Genomic DNA, 16,220 nt, shown 5'->3' with positions numbered 1-16,220 from the left:
CCCTCGTCAGAGACCCCTTCTAGCCGTTACGGGACCTCATGCTCCTCACCATCGACGTCGGCAACACCCAGACCACACTCGGCCTGTTCGACGGCGAGGACGTGGTCGAGCACTGGCGGATCTCCACCGATCCGCGCCGCACGGCGGACGAGCTGGCGGTGCTGATGCAGGGGCTGATGGGGTCTCACACCGCGGTCTCGGAGGCCAAGGTCGAAGGCCTGGCGATCTGCTCGTCCGTCCCCGCCGTGCTCCACGAGCTCCGTGAGGTGAGCCGCCGCTACTACGGCGACGTCCCCGCGGTGATCGTGGAGCCCGGCGTGAAGACCGGCGTGCACGTGCTGATGGACAACCCCAAGGAGGTCGGCGCCGACCGGATCGTCAACGCGCTCGCCGCCAACCACCTGTACGGCGGCCCGTGCATCGTCGTCGACTTCGGCACCGCCACCACCTTCGACGCGGTCAACGAGCGCGGCGACTACGTGGGCGGCGCGATCGCCCCCGGCATCGAGATCTCGGTGGAGGCGCTCGGCGTCCGCGGCGCCCAGCTGAGGAAGATCGAGCTGGCCCGCCCGCGCAACGTGATCGGCAAGAACACCGTCGAGGGCATGCAGTCCGGCATCCTGTACGGCTTCGCCGGCCAGGTCGACGGGCTGGTCAACCGGATGGCCCGGGAGCTCGCCAAGGACCCGGAGGACGTCCAGGTGATCGCGACCGGCGGCCTGGCCACCCTCGTCCTCGGCGAGGCCACCACCATCGACGTGCACGAGCCCTGGCTCACCCTGATCGGCCTGCGCCTGGTCTACGAGCGCAACAAGCCGGCGGCCTGAGCGGCCGGCCGCCGGCCCGGCACCGGGCCGGCGCGGTGATCGTTTCGAGGCAAACGGGCGTCTTCGCGCGACACTACCGACAAATCGGATATTCCTCACGTAGTGTCAGCCCATGCCTACGCCACACGGATCGCGCGGCGGCATGGCCTTCAGCGCAGACGAAGTCCGCGTGCTGCGCCGCGCCCTCGCCCAAGCCCTGCACCCCGCCGTGCCCGCCCAGCTGTCCCTCCTCGGACACCAGTCCAGCGGCCTGTGGGCGGAGGACGTCCAGGAAGCCCTCCGCCTGACCGAGGCGATCGACGAGGCCGTACGGGAGGGCGGCCGGCTGCGCGCCTTCCTGCTGGCCGACCTGGCCCGCTACCGGGCGGCTCTGCCCGGTAGCACGGGCGGCTACCTCGAACGGCTGGAGGAGGCCGTCACCGACGGCTACCTCCCCGCCCCCGAGGACCTCACCGCGCTGCGCACGCTCTCCCGGCTGCCCTGCGGCACCGCGGAGCGCTCCCGCCGCTCCCGGCTGGCCGGCCGCTGCCACGCACTGGCCGAGGCCGCCGTCCGCGAGCGGCTGGCGCTCACCTCCGGCCAGCGCCACCTGACGGCCGTACCGAGTCCCGCCGCACCACCGAGCGCCCAGCTCACCCCAGCTGGCCCCATCACCACCGGAGGACGGATCCCGATGAGCAGCCCCGCCGACTCCCCCGCCCCCAAGGCCGCCGCCAAGCCGCCGGCCCCGGCCCCGGACGGCCACCCCCAGCCGCACCGGATGCCCACGCCCGCCGAACTCTTCGGCCGGCGCCCGAAGCCGGCGGACCACCCCGACGCCGCCGCGGAGGAACTGGAGCTGGCCACCGGCACCGGCTGACCCGGCACCGCACCGCACCCGAGCGAGGGGGGAGGACGGCACCGCCGTCCTCCCCCCTCGGCACGCGCGGCGCACCGGGGATATCCCGTCGCGGAACACCCCCGGGGGCTGGCTACCCTGGTGGGGTGAGCGATCAGAGCACTGTCCCCGCGACCGACGACCTTCCCGAGCAGATGCGCGTCCGGCGCGAGAAGCTGGACCGGCTCCGGGCGGCCGGCGTCGACCCCTACCCGGTCGGGTTCCCCCGCACCACCACCATCGCCGACCTGCGCGCGAAGCACCCCGACCTGGAGCCGGACACGGCGACCGGCGAGCGGGCCGGCGTGACCGGCCGGGTGATCCTCTCCCGGACGGGCGGCAAGCTCTGCTTCGCCACCCTGCGGGACGGCTCCGGCGACCTCCAGGTGATGTTCTCCCTGGACCGGCTCGGCGAGGAGCGGCTGGCGGCCTGGAAGGCCGACATCGACCTGGGCGACCAGGTCGGCGTCGAGGGCGAGGTGATCACCTCCAAGCGCGGCGAGCTGTCCGTGATGGTCGACCGCTGGGAGCTCACCTCGAAGTGCCTGCGCCCGCTGCCCGACAAGCACAAGGGCCTGACCGACCCGGAGGCCCGGGTCCGCCAGCGGTACGTGGACCTGATCGTGAACCCCGAGGCGCGCGAGATCCTGCACCTGCGCAGCAAGGTCGTCCGCTCGATCCGCCGCACCTACGAGGACCGCGGCTACATCGAGGTCGAGACCCCGATGCTGCAGCCCGTGCACGGCGGCGCCAACGCCCGCCCGTTCAAGACCCACATCAACGCGTACGGCATCGACCTGTTCATGCGGATCGCACCCGAGCTGTACCTCAAGCGGCTCGTGGTCGGCGGCGCGGAGAAGGTCTTCGAGATCAACCGCAACTTCCGCAACGAGGGCGCGGACTCGACCCACAACCCCGAGTTCACCTCGCTGGAGTCGTACGAGGCGTACGGCGACTACGACACCCAGGCCGAACTGATCCGGGCCACCATCATCAACGCCGCCCGGGACGCGCTCGGCGGCACCGTCATCCGCGGCCTGGACCCGCACGGCGTCGAGCACGAGATCGACCTGGCCGAGCCGTGGGCGGAGGTCTCGGTCTACCCGGGCATCTCCGCGCACCTGGGCACCGAGGTGACCCCGGAGACGGGCGTCGAGGAGCTGCGCGGGCTGGCCGCCGAGCACGGCATCCCGTTCGAGAAGGAGTGGGGCCACGGGCAGATCGTCCTGGAGATGGTCGAGCGCCTGCTGGAGGAGAACGCGATCCGGCCGACCTTCATCAAGGACTACCCGACCGAGGTCTCCCCGCTGACCCGCGCGCACCGCTCGATCCCGGGCGTGGCCGAGAAGTGGGACCTGGTGATCTTCGGGACGGAGATCGGCACCGCCTACTCCGAGCTGGTCGACCCGGTCGAGCAGCGCGCCCGCCTGACCGCGCAGTCGCTGCTCGCGGCCGGCGGCGACGTCGAGGCGATGCAGGTGGACGAGGACTTCCTGCGGGCCCTGGAGTACGCGATGCCGCCCACCGGCGGCCTCGGCCTCGGGGTGGACCGCCTGATCATGCTGCTCACCGGCAAGAACATCCGCGAGACGGTGCTCTTCCCGCTGGTGCGTCCCGATCAGCGGGGGGCCGAGCCCAAGGCCGCCCCGGCGGCACCGACGAACGACGAGGAGTGACCTGATGGACTACGTGAGTGCGATCGTGCCGCCGCTGGTCATGGCGATCGGGTTCGGCTTCCTGGTGCGGGCGATCATCCGCAGCCAGGGCGGCGCCCAGAAGGCCAAGGAGGACGTCGTCGACTGACCGGCGGCCCCGGGCCCGCCCGGCACGACACGGCACGGCGCGCCGCCATCCCATTCCGGATGGCGGCGCGCCGGTTTGTTCACGCTTAGCAAGATTTGCCCGATTCATTCCCCTATCCTGGGCGCACTATGGTCCGGCAACTCGGTGAACTCGAGAACGACATCATGACCAGGGTCTGGCAGTGGAACCGCCCGGTCACGGTTCGCGAGGTTCTGGTCGACCTCCAGTCGGAACGCGATATCGCGTACACCACCGTGATGACCGTCCTCGACAAGCTGTACAGAAAGGGCTGGCTCCGCCGGGAGCAGGCGGGCCGGGCCTATCGATATGAACCGGTCTCCTCACGCGAGGCCTACACCGCGGCACTGATGAACGACGCCTGGGCCACCAGTGACAATCCGGCGGCGGCCCTGGTGCACTTCTTCGGCCTGATGTCGCCGGAGCAACGCGAGGCACTGCGGGACGCGCTGAGGGTCACCGCGCTCTTCCCCGCACCGCCGGATACCGGCACCCGGGACGAAACCGGTGAGACCCGGCAGGGCCGGACGCGATAACGTCCCGCCATGGAGGTCACCATCCGCCGGGCGCGGACCACCGATGTACGGGCCGTACGACGGCTCATCGACGGGTACTCGCGGAACGGCATTCTGCTCGACAAGCCGACCGTCACTCTGTTCGAATCAGTCCAGGAGTTCTGGGTCGCCGAACGCGACGACACCGGACTCGTGGTGGCCTGCGGCGCCCTGCACGTGATGTGGGAGGACCTGGCCGAGGTGCGCACCCTCGCGGTCGACCCGTCCTGCCTGGGCCACGGCCTCGGACACCTGCTGCTGGAGAAGTTGCTGCAGACCGCGCGCTGGCTAGGCGTACGTCGGATTTTCTGCCTGACGTTCGAGGTCGCCTTCTTCGCGAAACACGGTTTCGTCGAGATCGGCGAGGTCCACGAAACCGATGATGGTACGACAGACCCGGCGGCGATCGCTACGGATGTCTATGAAGAACTTCTCCGCTCGTACGATGAAGGCGTTGCGGAGTTCCTCGACCTGGAGCGCGTGAAGCCCAACACACTGGGCAACTCACGCATGCTGCTGCACCTGTGAACCACTCCCGACAGGCCCAGGGGTTTGTGTTTTCTGCAGAAAGGCGGTTTCCTTTCCTCAGGCAATGGGTCGTTTACGCGGAAAGGGAAGCCCGTGGCGCAGAGGGTGCAGGTCATTCTTGAAGACGATCTCGACGGTGGTTCGGCGGACGAGACGGTGACGTTCGCTCTCGACGGCGTTGCCTACGAGATCGACCTGAAGAGCACGAACGCAGACAAGCTTCGCGGGCTGCTGGCCCCGTATGTCGAGAAGGGCCGCAAGCAGAGCGGCCGGCTCACCAGTGCCCGCCGCAGCAGCGGCCGGAGCACCACGGCCCGCCCCGCGGCCGGCGCTCCGGACACGGCGAAGATCCGTGCCTGGGCGAAGGAGAACGGCCTGGAGGTCAACGACCGCGGCCGCGTGCCCAGCATCATCCGGGAGCAGTACGAGAACGCCAACGCGTCCTGACGAAGGCCGGGGCGCCGCCCCGGGGCACCACGGCGGTGCCCGGCAGGCCGCCGTCAGCGGTATCGCGCAGCCGTCCGAGCACCGGCGCGCACGGCACACGCTCGGGGCGCGGAGGACATCCTCCGCGCCCCGCGGTGCTTGCGGGCGGCGGAACCCTCATGGGCTGTGCAACGCTGTAGGGGCGAAGCGGTAACGCGGGTGCACCTGATCGGCGCACCCCTCCCCGGCCCCTGCGGGCGGGCGCCACGGACCGGGCGGTCCGTCAGGCGACTTCTCGCCAGGCGAACACCGCCACCGCGGAAACTGCGCGAGATCCGCCGGAATACCGGGTATGAATGCAGGTGGGACGGGCCGTGCGCCCCGACCGGGGCAGATCGTGTGACCAGTCGCAGCGGGTGCGGCTGCACCGGCGGCGGGCGTTGTTCGCCGATGGCGTAGCGGTATCGGGTGCATCGGACCCACCTGTGGGAACACCGTCTCCCAACATCAGGTTGGGATTGGTGTCTGCTGGTCGCGCAGCACGACTTCCCACGAGAGTGGGGCTGATCCACCCTTCTCGTCCGTTTCGGGCAGGAGGGGCCCATGCCGCGCCGCTGAGCGGGACTAGCATGCGGAAGGACAGGGCGGGGACCGACCCCGAACTGCCCGACCGCTCTGAGGAGCGATAAACGATGTTCGAGAGGTTCACCGACCGCGCGCGGCGGGTTGTCGTCCTGGCTCAGGAAGAAGCCCGGATGCTCAACCACAACTACATCGGCACCGAGCACATCCTCCTGGGTCTGATCCACGAGGGTGAGGGTGTCGCCGCTAAGGCCCTGGAGAGCCTCGGGATTTCGCTCGAGGCTGTCCGCCAGCAGGTCGAGGAGATCATCGGCCAGGGCCAGCAGGCCCCCTCCGGCCACATCCCCTTCACCCCGCGGGCGAAGAAGGTCCTGGAGCTGTCGCTCCGCGAGGCCCTCCAGCTCGGCCACAACTACATCGGCACCGAGCACATCCTGCTCGGCCTGATCCGCGAGGGCGAGGGCGTCGCCGCCCAGGTCCTGGTGAAGCTGGGCGCCGACCTCAACCGGGTCCGCCAGCAGGTGATCCAGCTGCTGTCCGGTTACCAGGGCACCAGCAAGGAGTCGGCCACCGCGGGTGGCCCCGCCGAAGGCACCCCCTCCACCTCGCTGGTCCTGGACCAGTTCGGGCGCAACCTCACCCAGGCCGCCCGCGAGGCCAAGCTCGACCCGGTGATCGGGCGCGAGAAGGAGATCGAGCGGGTCATGCAGGTGCTGTCCCGCCGCACCAAGAACAACCCGGTGCTGATCGGTGAGCCCGGCGTCGGCAAGACCGCCGTGGTCGAGGGCCTGGCCCAGGCGATCGTCAAGGGCGAGGTCCCGGAGACGCTGAAGGACAAGCAGCTCTACACGCTCGACCTCGGCGCCCTGGTGGCCGGCTCGCGCTACCGCGGTGACTTCGAGGAGCGCCTGAAGAAGGTCCTCAAGGAGATCCGCACCCGCGGCGACATCATCCTGTTCATCGACGAGCTGCACACCCTGGTCGGCGCGGGCGCCGCCGAGGGCGCCATCGACGCCGCGAGCATCCTCAAGCCGATGCTGGCCCGTGGTGAGCTGCAGACCATCGGTGCGACCACGCTCGACGAGTACCGCAAGCACCTGGAGAAGGACGCCGCGCTGGAGCGCCGCTTCCAGCCGATCCAGGTCGCGGAGCCGTCGCTGCCGCACACCATCGAGATCCTCAAGGGCCTGCGCGACCGCTACGAGGCGCACCACCGGGTGTCCATCACGGACGCCGCGCTGGTCGCCGCCGCGACGCTGGCCGACCGCTACATCTCGGACCGCTTCCTCCCGGACAAGGCGATCGACCTGATCGACGAGGCCGGCTCCCGGATGCGCATCCGCCGGATGACCGCGCCGCCGGACCTGCGCGAGTTCGACGAGAAGATCGCCGACGTGCGCCGCGAGAAGGAGAGCGCGATCGACGCGCAGGACTTCGAGAAGGCCGCGTCCCTGCGCGACGACGAGAAGCAGCTCCTGACCGCGAAGGCCAAGCGCGAGAAGGAGTGGAAGGCCGGCGACATGGACGTCGTCGCCGAGGTGGACGAGGAGCTGATCGCCGAGGTGCTGGCGACGGCCACCGGCATCCCGGTCTTCAAGCTGACCGAGGAGGAGTCCTCGCGCCTGCTGCGCATGGAGGACGAGCTGCACAAGCGCGTCATCGGCCAGACGGACGCCATCAAGGCGCTCTCCAAGGCGATCCGGCGTACCCGTGCGGGCCTCAAGGACCCGAAGCGTCCCGGCGGCTCGTTCATCTTCGCCGGCCCGTCCGGTGTCGGTAAGACCGAGCTCTCCAAGACGCTCGCGCAGTTCCTCTTCGGCGACGAGGACGCACTGATCTCCCTCGACATGTCGGAGTTCAGCGAGAAGCACACCGTCTCGCGGCTCTTCGGCTCGCCCCCCGGCTACGTCGGGTACGAGGAGGGCGGCCAGCTCACCGAGAAGGTGCGCCGCAAGCCGTTCTCGGTCGTCCTGTTCGACGAGGTCGAGAAGGCCCACCCGGACATCTTCAACTCGCTGCTGCAGATCCTGGAGGACGGTCGCCTGACCGACTCCCAGGGCCGCGTGGTCGACTTCAAGAACACCGTCATCATCATGACGACCAACCTCGGCACCCGGGACATCTCCAAGGGCTTCAACCTGGGCTTCGCGGCCACGGGCGACGCCGCCACCGGGTACGAGCGGATGAAGGCGAAGGTCAGCGAGGAGCTCAAGCAGCACTTCCGCCCCGAGTTCCTGAACCGCGTCGACGACATCGTCGTCTTCCACCAGCTGTCCGAGGAAGACATCATCCAGATCGTCGACCTGATGATCGACAAGGTGGACGGCCGGCTCAAGGACCGCGACATGGGCCTGGAGCTCAGCATCGAGGCCAAGAAGCTGCTCGCCAAGCGCGGCTACGACCCGCTGCTCGGTGCCCGTCCGCTGCGCCGCACGATCCAGCGCGAGATCGAGGACCACCTCTCCGAGAAGATCCTCTTCGGCGAGCTGCGGGCCGGCCACATCGTGGTCGTCGGCGTGGAGGGCGAGGGCAAGGAAGCCAAGTTCACCTTCCGCGGCGAGGAGAAGTCCGCGGTGGCCGACACTCCGGCCGCGGTCGCTTCGACGGGTCCCGACCTGACGAAGTAACAACAGTTAACAGTTAACAAAACGGTCCAGGCCCCCGGCATTCCCGCCGGGGGCCTGGACCGTTTTACGTGACGTCACAATATCTGTGACCTCGCGCACCCGGGGGGCGTGCGCCGGGCGGGGCCGGGGTCGGTAAGGATACGATCCACCCGCCTCCGGTCCCTGACTGCCTGAAATTTGACCGACAATCAGGTGATCATGTGATGGCGGAGGATAGCGCCGTGCGCATGTCATGGTCAAGGTCTATCTTTTCCGTCCTGGCTTGGATCAAATGTCGTCCACCTGTCTTCATTGATTTGCCGGAAGGCCAAGAGCCAGACCGGTTTGGGGAGGACGTCACCACGTTGAAGAAGACCACGAAAGCCGCTTCGGTCATCGCGACCGCTGCGGTCATAGCCACCCTGGGTGCGGGCCTGCTCCCGGGTACGGCCCTTGCGGCCGGCGCCGCTCCCGTACCGCGTGACCCCGCCGACGCGGTCCAGTCCGTCAAGACCGACGACGTGCTGCCGGGCCCGCTGAGCGACAAGGTCGAGGCCGAGCAGAAGGCCGCCACCGAGCAGCTGCTCGCCGGCACCGCCAAGGTCGAGACCCACGGGAGCAGCACCAGCGTCAAGCTCGGCCGCGACAAGTACGTCGAGCTGGGCCGCGAGCGCACCGACAAGATCTTCACCATCCTGGTGGACTTCAGCGACCAGGTCGACAGCACCACCAAGCTGCCGAACGGAACGCTGAAGTACGGCGGCGAGCCCGGCCCCGCGCACAACCAGATCGCGCAGCCGGACCGCGCCACCAACAACTCCACCGCCTGGCAGGCCGACTACAACCAGGCGCATTACCAGAACCTGTACTTCAGCCCGGCCCAGGACTCCCTGAAGACCTTCTACGAGAAGCAGTCCTCGGGTCGTTACTCGGTCGACGGCCAGGTCACGGACTGGGTGAAGGTGCCGTGGAACGAGGCCCGCTACGGGTCCGACTACTGCGGCCAGCACGTCTGCAACAACGCGCAGGACCTGATCCGCGACGGCGTCAACGCATGGGTCGCCGACCAGAAGGCCAAGGGCCAGACGGACGCTCAGATCCAGGCGCAGATCGCCCAGTACGACCAGTGGGACCGGTACGACTACGACCACGACGGCAACTTCAACGAGCCCGACGGTTACATCGACCACTTCCAGATCGTGCACGCCGGTGAGGACCAGTCGGCGGGCGGCGGCAAGCAGGGCACCGACGCTCTCTGGGCCCACCGCAGCTACGTCTACGGCACCCAGGCCGGCGCGACCGGCCCGGCCGACAACAAGCTCGGCGGCACCCCGGTCGGCACCTCCGGCATCTGGGTCGGCGACTACACGATGCAGCCGGAGAACGGCGGCCTCGGCGTCTTCGCGCACGAGTACGGCCACGACCTCGGCCTGCCGGACCTCTACGACACCAGCGGCAGCGGCATCGACAACTCGGTCGGCTTCTGGTCCCTGATGTCCTCGGGCTCCTGGCTCGGCGACGGCAAGAACGAGATCGGCGACAAGCCGAACGACCTCGACGTGTGGAGCAAGCTGCAGCTCGGCTGGCTCAACTACGACAAGGCCACCGCGGGCACCGGCTCGAAGCACCACATCGGCCCGGTCGAGTTCAACACCGCCCTGCCGCAGGCCCTGGTCGTCACCCTGCCGAAGAAGACCGTCACCACCGAGATCAACACCCCGTTCGCGGGCGCCAACGAGTGGTGGAGCGGCAGCGCCGACGACCTCAACGTCTCGGTCGCCCGTGACGTCGACCTCACCGGCAAGACCTCGGCGGCGCTGACCGCCAAGGCCTGGTACGACATCGAGCAGGACTACGACTACGGCTACGCCGAGGTCTCCACCGACGGCGGCGCCCACTGGGCCGCCCTCGACGGCACCTTCAACGGCGTCGCCATCCCGAAGGACCCGGCCGACAAGGCCGGTCTGACCGGCTCCTCGGACGGCAAGTGGGGCGACCTCGCCTACTCGCTGGACGCCTACGCCGGACAGTCCGTCAAGGTCCGCTTCCACTACACCACCGACGGCGGCGTGCACCTCAAGGGCCTGGCCCTCGACGACATCGCCATCTCCGCCGACGGCAGCGTCGTCTTCACCGACGGCGCCGAGAACGGCGACAACGGCTGGACGGCCGCCGGGTTCTCCCGGATCAGCGGCAAGTTCTCCAACGAGTACGCCCAGTACTACCTGGCCGAGAACCGCCAGTACATCTCGTTCGACACCACGCTGAAGACCGGCCCGTACAACTTCGGCTTCGGCACCACCAAGGCGGACTGGGTCGAGCACTACGCGAACCAGGACGGCCTGCTCATCTGGCTGTGGGACACCTCCCAGAGCGACAACAACGTCACCAACCACCCGGGCGCCGGTCTGGTCCTCCCGATCGACTCGCACCCGGCCCCGCTGAAGTGGTCCGACGGCACCCTGCTGCGTCCGCGCATCCAGGGCTACGACGCCACCTTCGGCTCGCAGAAGACCGACGGCCTGTCGCTGCACAAGAACGGCGTCCCGACGGTCATCCCGAAGGCCAAGGGCGTTGACTCGTTCAGCGACCTGAAGTCGTACTGGGACGCCACGAACCCGTACAGCAGCGTCATCGTCCCGAAGACCGGCACCAGCATCGAGATCGAGAACGAGTCCTCGAACTACCTCGAGACCTGGATCCGCATCCGCCCGATCGACAACTGATCACCCCGATCGGTTGACCGCACGGTCCGCCTCACGGACCGGCACTGACACACCGTCCGGCCCGGCCCCGCACTCACGTGCGGAGCCGGGCCGGTTGCGTTCGCCGGCGGCCGCGAGACGGTGACCGGCCGGTCCGGTCACGTCAGAGCAGGGCGAGGAGTGCCTCCACCGCCGCCGCGACGTCCTTGGCGGTCCACTCCAGGGCGGGCGAGGCGACCGTCACCTCGGTCACCGCCAGGCCCGGCAGCGGGGAGTCCCGCCAGCCGCCGAAGAGGCCCGTGCCGGACTCCTCGGCGAGCCGCACGCCGGCCTCGTCGAGGGCGTGCGCGGGGTACGGCAGCCAGAGCTGGAACTGGTGGGTGTGCGGCGGCTCGGGGTACACCCGGGCGCCCGGCAGGCCGGCCAGGGCGCCGGCGAGCGCACCGGCGACGACCTTGGCGTGGTCGACGTACGACTCCAGGAGCGGGAGCTCGCGGTCCAGCCCGGCGAGCGCGGAGAGCGCGGCCGGCCACTGCTGGAACAGCTGGCCGCCGTAGCGGTGCCGCCAGGCCCTGGCCGTCCTGACGAACCCGTGGTCGCCGGCGAGGGCGGCGCCGCTGATGCCGCCGAGCGTCTTGTAGAAGGAGACGTAGACGGAGTCGGCGAGACCGGCGATCTCCGGCAGCGGCCGGCCGAGGTGGAAGACGGACTCCCAGAGCCGGGCGCCGTCGAAGTGCACCGGCGTGCGGGCGGCGGCCACCGTGGCGGTGAGCTCCTCCCAGGTCGGCAGGAGGAAGCCGGCCTCCCGCAGGGGCAGCTCCAGGGCCAGTACGGCGTACGGCTCGTCGAAGTCGCGCAGCTCCTGCGGGGTCGGGATGCGCGGCTCGGTGGTCGGCCAGACGCTGCGCAGCCCGCCGAGGGCGGCGTAGGCGCGGCGCTCGTACATCTCGGGGTGGTGCAGCGGGTGCAGGGCGATGTTCCGGTCGCCGCGGCGCTCGGACCAGATCCGCATCGCGACCTGCTGCGCCATCGTGCCGGTGGGGAAGAAGGCCGCGTCCTCGGTGCCGAGCAGCCCGGCGACCCTGGCCTCCAGCGCCTGCAGCACGCTGCCGCCGTAGAAGTCGGGACGCTGGTCGAGGTCGTACGCCGGACCGGCCTCCTCCGCCAGTGCGGCGAGCCGCTCGCGCAGGGTCTGCGGGCGGGTGCCGGAGAGCACCCGGTCGCAGCCTCTGAGGGCGGCGAACCGGCGGTCCTGGAGGGTCGGCCCGGTCGGCGCGGCGTCGGACGCGTCGTTCTGATTGGCATACATACGTCGATGGTCGCGCAGAACGGCGGAGCGGTCAGCGGTCAGGGCCCGAGCGGCCGGGGCGACGTGGGCGGGGCGACGTGGCCGGGGCAGCCGTCGGCCCGGCCGGGAGGCGGGTGACGGAGAGGCGGGTGACCGGGCCCGGCGGGTGACCCACCGCACAACGGCGGCCGCCAGGCCGGTGGCCCTGCTCACAGCCCCCGGGGCGGTACGACCGGGCGTAGTAGCCGCCGGGCGGCCGGGGCGCCCGCCCCCGGTGATCGTCCGTGCGGGCGGCAGGGCGGCGGCCGGACCATCCGACCATGATCAAATCGGCCGATCATTACTCCGACAGCCTGAAGTTCGGACCCCGTGGTGACTACACGCCGTAGTACGTCACACCGTTTGGGACTCCGCTCGGTGACGGTTACACCTGAGTGGTCCCCCCGCTCCGCCCTTCCACCGGGCTGAGCGCTGTCCCCGTCCGCCGTGAGGTTGAGCTTCCCGATGTCCAACGTCCCGCCCCTGGGGCCGGCCCTCCGCCGCCTCGCCGCCTCCGCGGCGACCCACGCGGCGGCCTGGCAGCCCCGGCTCGGCCACGCCGTCCGCTCCCACGCCACCCCGCTCCGCGCGTTCACCGTGCCGCACCTGGGACTGCCCCGCACCCGGGTCCGGGCCGTCACGGCGGCCGGCGCGGCCGCGGTGATAGTCTCCGGCGTCCTGGTCGCCGGGGTGCCCGCGAACGCCTCCGCCCAGACGGTCATACCCACCACGCCGGGCAGCTCCGCGTTCACCGCCGCGCACGCCGAGGAGCCGGCCGCGGCGCTGGTCCAGGTCGCGGGACCGAGCGCGTACAAGGTGAAGCACTCGACCTCCCACGAGTCGGTCGCGGTCGCCACCAACCTGGCGGCCCCGGTGCCGGTGCCCGTGCCGGCACCCGCGCCCGCGCCGGAGCCCGCCCAGGAGCCCGCCCCCGCCCCCGCGCCGGCTCCCGCCCCCGCCTGGTCCGCACCGGTGCCGAACGCGCCGACCAGCAACCCGTACGGCGTCGCGAACCCCGAGTACGCGGCCGGGTACCACACCGGCGTCGACTTCGCGGTGGCCCCGGGCACCCCGCTGCTCGCCGTCGGCGAGGCCCGCGTGGTCTCGTCCGGCTGGGACGGCGCGTACGGCAAGGAGGTCGTGCTGAAGCTGACGGACGGCCACTACGCCCAGTACGCCCACATGTCGGAGCTCGACGTCGACGCGGGCGACCACGTGGCGGCCGGGCAGCGGATCGGCGAGTCCGGCAGCACCGGCAACTCGACCGGGCCGCACCTGCACTTCGAGATCCGCTCCAGCAACAAGTACGGCGCGGTGGTCAACCCGATCGCCTACCTCTCGGCGCGCGGGGTCACCGACTTCTGACGGGCCGGCCGCAGGACGGCCGCCCGGGGCCGACGGCCCCGGGCGGCCCTTCCGCGTGCCCGGGGGCCGCCGGTCAGCCGCTCTTGGGTTCGATCAGCGCCGAGATCTCCAGGGCCACCTCAAGGGCCCCCGACATGCTCTCGGCCAGCGTCGGGACGTCCGTGTGGAATCCGCAGGCGGCGCTCTCGGCGGCGTCCTGCTTGATCAGGAAGAACGCCGAGTTGATCGTGAACAGCGACATCGTCGCGCGCAGCCGGTCCTGGAACGTCGCCCCCGGGCCGTGCACCAGGCGGATCATCGCGATCATCCGCTCCTTGAACTCCAGCCCGGCCGGCGACTCCCGGAGCGCGGGCTGGTTCTCGTGGAAGAAGCGCAGCAGCGGCGCCCGCTCGGACATCCCGGCGGCGAAGCGGCGGACCAGCTCGTCGCGCAGCTCGGGCGACCACGGCTGCAGCTCGCCCCAGGCGATCGCCTCGTCGATCGGCGCCGCCATGGCCTCGACGATGCCGTGGACGATGTCGTCCTTCGTCTTGAAGTGGTAGTACAGCGCGGCCTTGGTCACCCCGAGCCGGTCGGCGATCTCGCGCAGCGAGGTCTGCTCGTAGCCCTGCTCGGCGAACAGCTCCAACGCCACGTTGACGATGCGCTCCCGGGTGTCGCTTCGGGGGCTGTGTGTCGTACCCATGGCGTCCTGGCCTGCCTCAGACTGCGTTGACGGTCGGCGAGTGCCGGTCCGGCCGCGCTCCACTGGGTCCGTTTTCGCTGCCCAGCGCGCTGGCGCCGAAACCGGCTTGACGCCCGGCTCAGGACAACTTACCGTGCCGGACGGACGTATAACTAGCCGGTCGTCAAGTAAGTGCCTCACCGAAGAGCGCCCGGCTCCCTCTCCCTGGAGACGCGCAATGCCACAGAAGCAGGTCGGGACCGCGGCGGAGACCTCCGCAGCCGCAGTCGAGGGGGCCACCGAGGACGGCACGGCAGCCGTCGGGAAGACCCCCGCGACGGACGCCCCCGCGACGGAGGAGCAGGCCCGCACACCCCGCGAGATCCGGCTGGTGATGATCGGCCTGGTCGTCACCATGCTGCTCGCCATGCTGGACAACCTGATCGTCGGCACCGCGATGCCGACCATCGTCGGCGACCTCGGCGGCGGCGAGCACCTGTCCTGGGTGGTCACCTCGTACACCCTGGCCACCGCGGCCTCCACCCCGATCTGGGGCAAGCTCGGCGACCTCTACGGCCGCAAGGGCACCTTCCTCACCTCGATCGTGATCTTCCTGGTCGGCTCGGCGCTCTCCGGGCTCTCGCAGAACATGAACGAGCTGATCGGCTTCCGCGCCCTCCAGGGCCTGGGCGCCGGCGGCCTGATGGTCGGCGTGATGTCGATCATGGGCGCGCTGATCCCGCCGCGCGAGCGCGGCAAGTACCAGGGCATGTTCGCCGCCGTGATGGCGCTGGCGACCATCGGCGGCCCGCTGCTCGGCGGCTTCATCACCGACCACTTCAGCTGGCACTGGATCTTCTACATCAACCTGCCGCTCGGCGTCGTGGCGCTCGCCGTGGTCGTGGTCACCCTGCACCTGCCCAAGGTCCGCTCGACCGCCCGGATCGACTACGTCGGCGCGGCCCTGCTCACCGTCGGCATCGTCTCGCTGACCCTGATCACCACCTGGGGCGGCCAGCAGTACGAGTGGGGCTCCAAGCAGATCCTCGGCCTGGGCGCGCTCGCCGCCGCCTCGCTGATCGCCTTCTGCTACGTCGAGCAGCGGGTCGAGGAGCCGATGCTCCCGCTCACCCTGTTCAAGAACCGCAACTTCACCATGGTGTCGGTGATCGGCTTCATCGTCGGCTTCGTGATGTTCGGCTCGACCGTCTTCCTGCCGCTCTACCAGCAGACCGTCCAGGGCGCCTCGGCGACCAACTCCGGTCTGCTGCTGATGCCGATGATGCTCGGCATGCTGGTCGTCTCGCTGGTCGTCGGCGGCGCCGTCACCAAGACCGGCAAGTACCGGATCTTCCCGATCATCGGCACGATCGTGATGGCCGCCGGCACCCTGCTGCTCTCCACCATGGGCACCGACACCAGCACCCTGACCTCCGCCGTCTTCATGGTGGTGCTGGGCGCCGGCATGGGCTTCCTGATGCAGATCACCATGCTGGTGGCGCAGAACAGCGTCGAGCTCAAGGACATGGGCGTGGCCAGCTCCACCGCCACCCTGTTCCGCACCATCGGCGGCTCCTTCGGTGTCGCCCTGTTCGGCGCGCTCTTCAACAAGCAGGTCACCTCGACCATGGCGGACCGCCTCGGCGAGCAGGCCGGCGCGGGCGCGGGCGCCAACCCGGGCCAGATGACCCCGGCCGCCCTGCGGACGCTGCCCGCCCCGGTCCAGGACGCCTACCACCACGCCGTGGCCAACGGCATGCACACGGTGTTCCTCTGGGCCGCGGCCGTCTCCGTGGTCGCCATCGCCGCAGCCGTGTTCCTGCGCGAGGTGCCGCTGCGCGGCTCCGGTCCGAGCCCGGCCGAGAAGCTCGAAGCCGCCGCGATCTGACGCCCGGCCCGCACAGACCCCGGTGGCCCCGGCGCGAGTCCCCCTCGCGC

Annotated in this window: 13 protein-coding genes; 11 read left to right on the top strand and 2 right to left on the bottom strand. The window is 70.2% G+C overall.

The window, feature by feature from the left end; genetic code table 11:
* Window positions 1–38: 38 nt before the first annotated feature.
* From ACFUK0_RS31540 to ACFUK0_RS31500, 9 genes are all read left to right on the top strand, one after another.
* On the top strand, window positions 39–827 hold the full coding sequence (locus tag ACFUK0_RS31540; protein ID WP_380255899.1) for a type III pantothenate kinase: 789 nt from the start codon (window positions 39–41) through the stop codon (window positions 825–827).
* A 142-nt stretch (window positions 828–969) separates the two neighbouring features.
* On the top strand, window positions 970–1,686 hold the full coding sequence (locus ACFUK0_RS31535; protein WP_380255898.1) for a hypothetical protein: 717 nt from the start codon (window positions 970–972) through the stop codon (window positions 1,684–1,686).
* 125 nt (window positions 1,687–1,811) lie between these two features.
* On the top strand, window positions 1,812–3,380 hold the full coding sequence (lysX, locus tag ACFUK0_RS31530) for a bifunctional lysylphosphatidylglycerol synthetase/lysine--tRNA ligase LysX (RefSeq protein ID WP_380255897.1): 1,569 nt from the start codon (window positions 1,812–1,814) through the stop codon (window positions 3,378–3,380).
* Between the two features lie 4 nt (window positions 3,381–3,384).
* Window positions 3,385–3,507, top strand: coding sequence for a hypothetical protein (locus ACFUK0_RS31525; protein WP_380255896.1), 123 nt, complete (start codon window positions 3,385–3,387; stop codon window positions 3,505–3,507).
* A gap of 128 nt (window positions 3,508–3,635) precedes the next feature.
* Complete coding sequence (locus ACFUK0_RS31520; protein ID WP_380255895.1) at window positions 3,636–4,061, top strand: BlaI/MecI/CopY family transcriptional regulator; 426 nt, start codon at window positions 3,636–3,638, stop codon at window positions 4,059–4,061.
* A 9-nt stretch (window positions 4,062–4,070) separates the two neighbouring features.
* Complete coding sequence (locus tag ACFUK0_RS31515; RefSeq protein WP_380255894.1) at window positions 4,071–4,607, top strand: amino-acid N-acetyltransferase; 537 nt, start codon at window positions 4,071–4,073, stop codon at window positions 4,605–4,607.
* A gap of 93 nt (window positions 4,608–4,700) precedes the next feature.
* On the top strand, window positions 4,701–5,054 hold the full coding sequence (locus ACFUK0_RS31510) for an Lsr2 family protein (RefSeq protein ID WP_380255893.1): 354 nt from the start codon (window positions 4,701–4,703) through the stop codon (window positions 5,052–5,054).
* 671 nt (window positions 5,055–5,725) lie between these two features.
* Window positions 5,726–8,242 (top strand): ATP-dependent Clp protease ATP-binding subunit, encoded by a 2,517-nt coding sequence (locus ACFUK0_RS31505; RefSeq protein ID WP_380255892.1) that lies wholly within the window; start codon window positions 5,726–5,728, stop codon window positions 8,240–8,242.
* 344 nt (window positions 8,243–8,586) lie between these two features.
* Window positions 8,587–10,947, top strand: a complete 2,361-nt coding sequence (locus tag ACFUK0_RS31500) for an immune inhibitor A domain-containing protein (protein ID WP_380255891.1) — start codon at window positions 8,587–8,589, stop codon at window positions 10,945–10,947.
* 142 nt (window positions 10,948–11,089) lie between these two features.
* Here the strand turns inward: ACFUK0_RS31500 and ACFUK0_RS31495 are convergent, their stop codons facing one another.
* The gene (locus ACFUK0_RS31495; protein WP_380255890.1) at window positions 11,090–12,235 is read right to left on the bottom strand and encodes a threonine aldolase family protein; all 1,146 of its coding nucleotides are present in this window, start codon (window positions 12,233–12,235) and stop codon (window positions 11,090–11,092) included.
* Window positions 12,236–12,718: 483 nt separating this feature from the next.
* Between ACFUK0_RS31495 and ACFUK0_RS31490 the strand changes: the two genes are divergently transcribed.
* A complete protein-coding gene (locus tag ACFUK0_RS31490) occupies window positions 12,719–13,618 on the top strand; it encodes a M23 family metallopeptidase (protein ID WP_380255889.1) in 900 nt (299 codons plus the stop codon).
* Window positions 13,619–13,691: 73 nt separating this feature from the next.
* Here ACFUK0_RS31490 and ACFUK0_RS31485 read toward each other — a convergent pair whose 3' ends face one another.
* Window positions 13,692–14,303 (bottom strand): TetR/AcrR family transcriptional regulator, encoded by a 612-nt coding sequence (locus ACFUK0_RS31485; RefSeq protein WP_380255888.1) that lies wholly within the window; start codon window positions 14,301–14,303, stop codon window positions 13,692–13,694.
* Between the two features lie 217 nt (window positions 14,304–14,520).
* On the opposite strand from ACFUK0_RS31485, the gene ACFUK0_RS31480 reads away from it, so the two are divergent.
* The gene (locus ACFUK0_RS31480; protein WP_380255887.1) at window positions 14,521–16,170 is read left to right on the top strand and encodes an MDR family MFS transporter; all 1,650 of its coding nucleotides are present in this window, start codon (window positions 14,521–14,523) and stop codon (window positions 16,168–16,170) included.
* Window positions 16,171–16,220: the final 50 nt, after the last annotated feature.

It is taken from the genome of Kitasatospora sp. NPDC057223, from assembly GCF_042669755.1.
Taxonomy (GTDB): Bacteria; Actinomycetota; Actinomycetes; order Streptomycetales; family Streptomycetaceae; genus Kitasatospora.
Note: the sequence above shows the minus strand (reverse complement) of the source record. Positions and strands in the feature narration are given on the sequence as shown.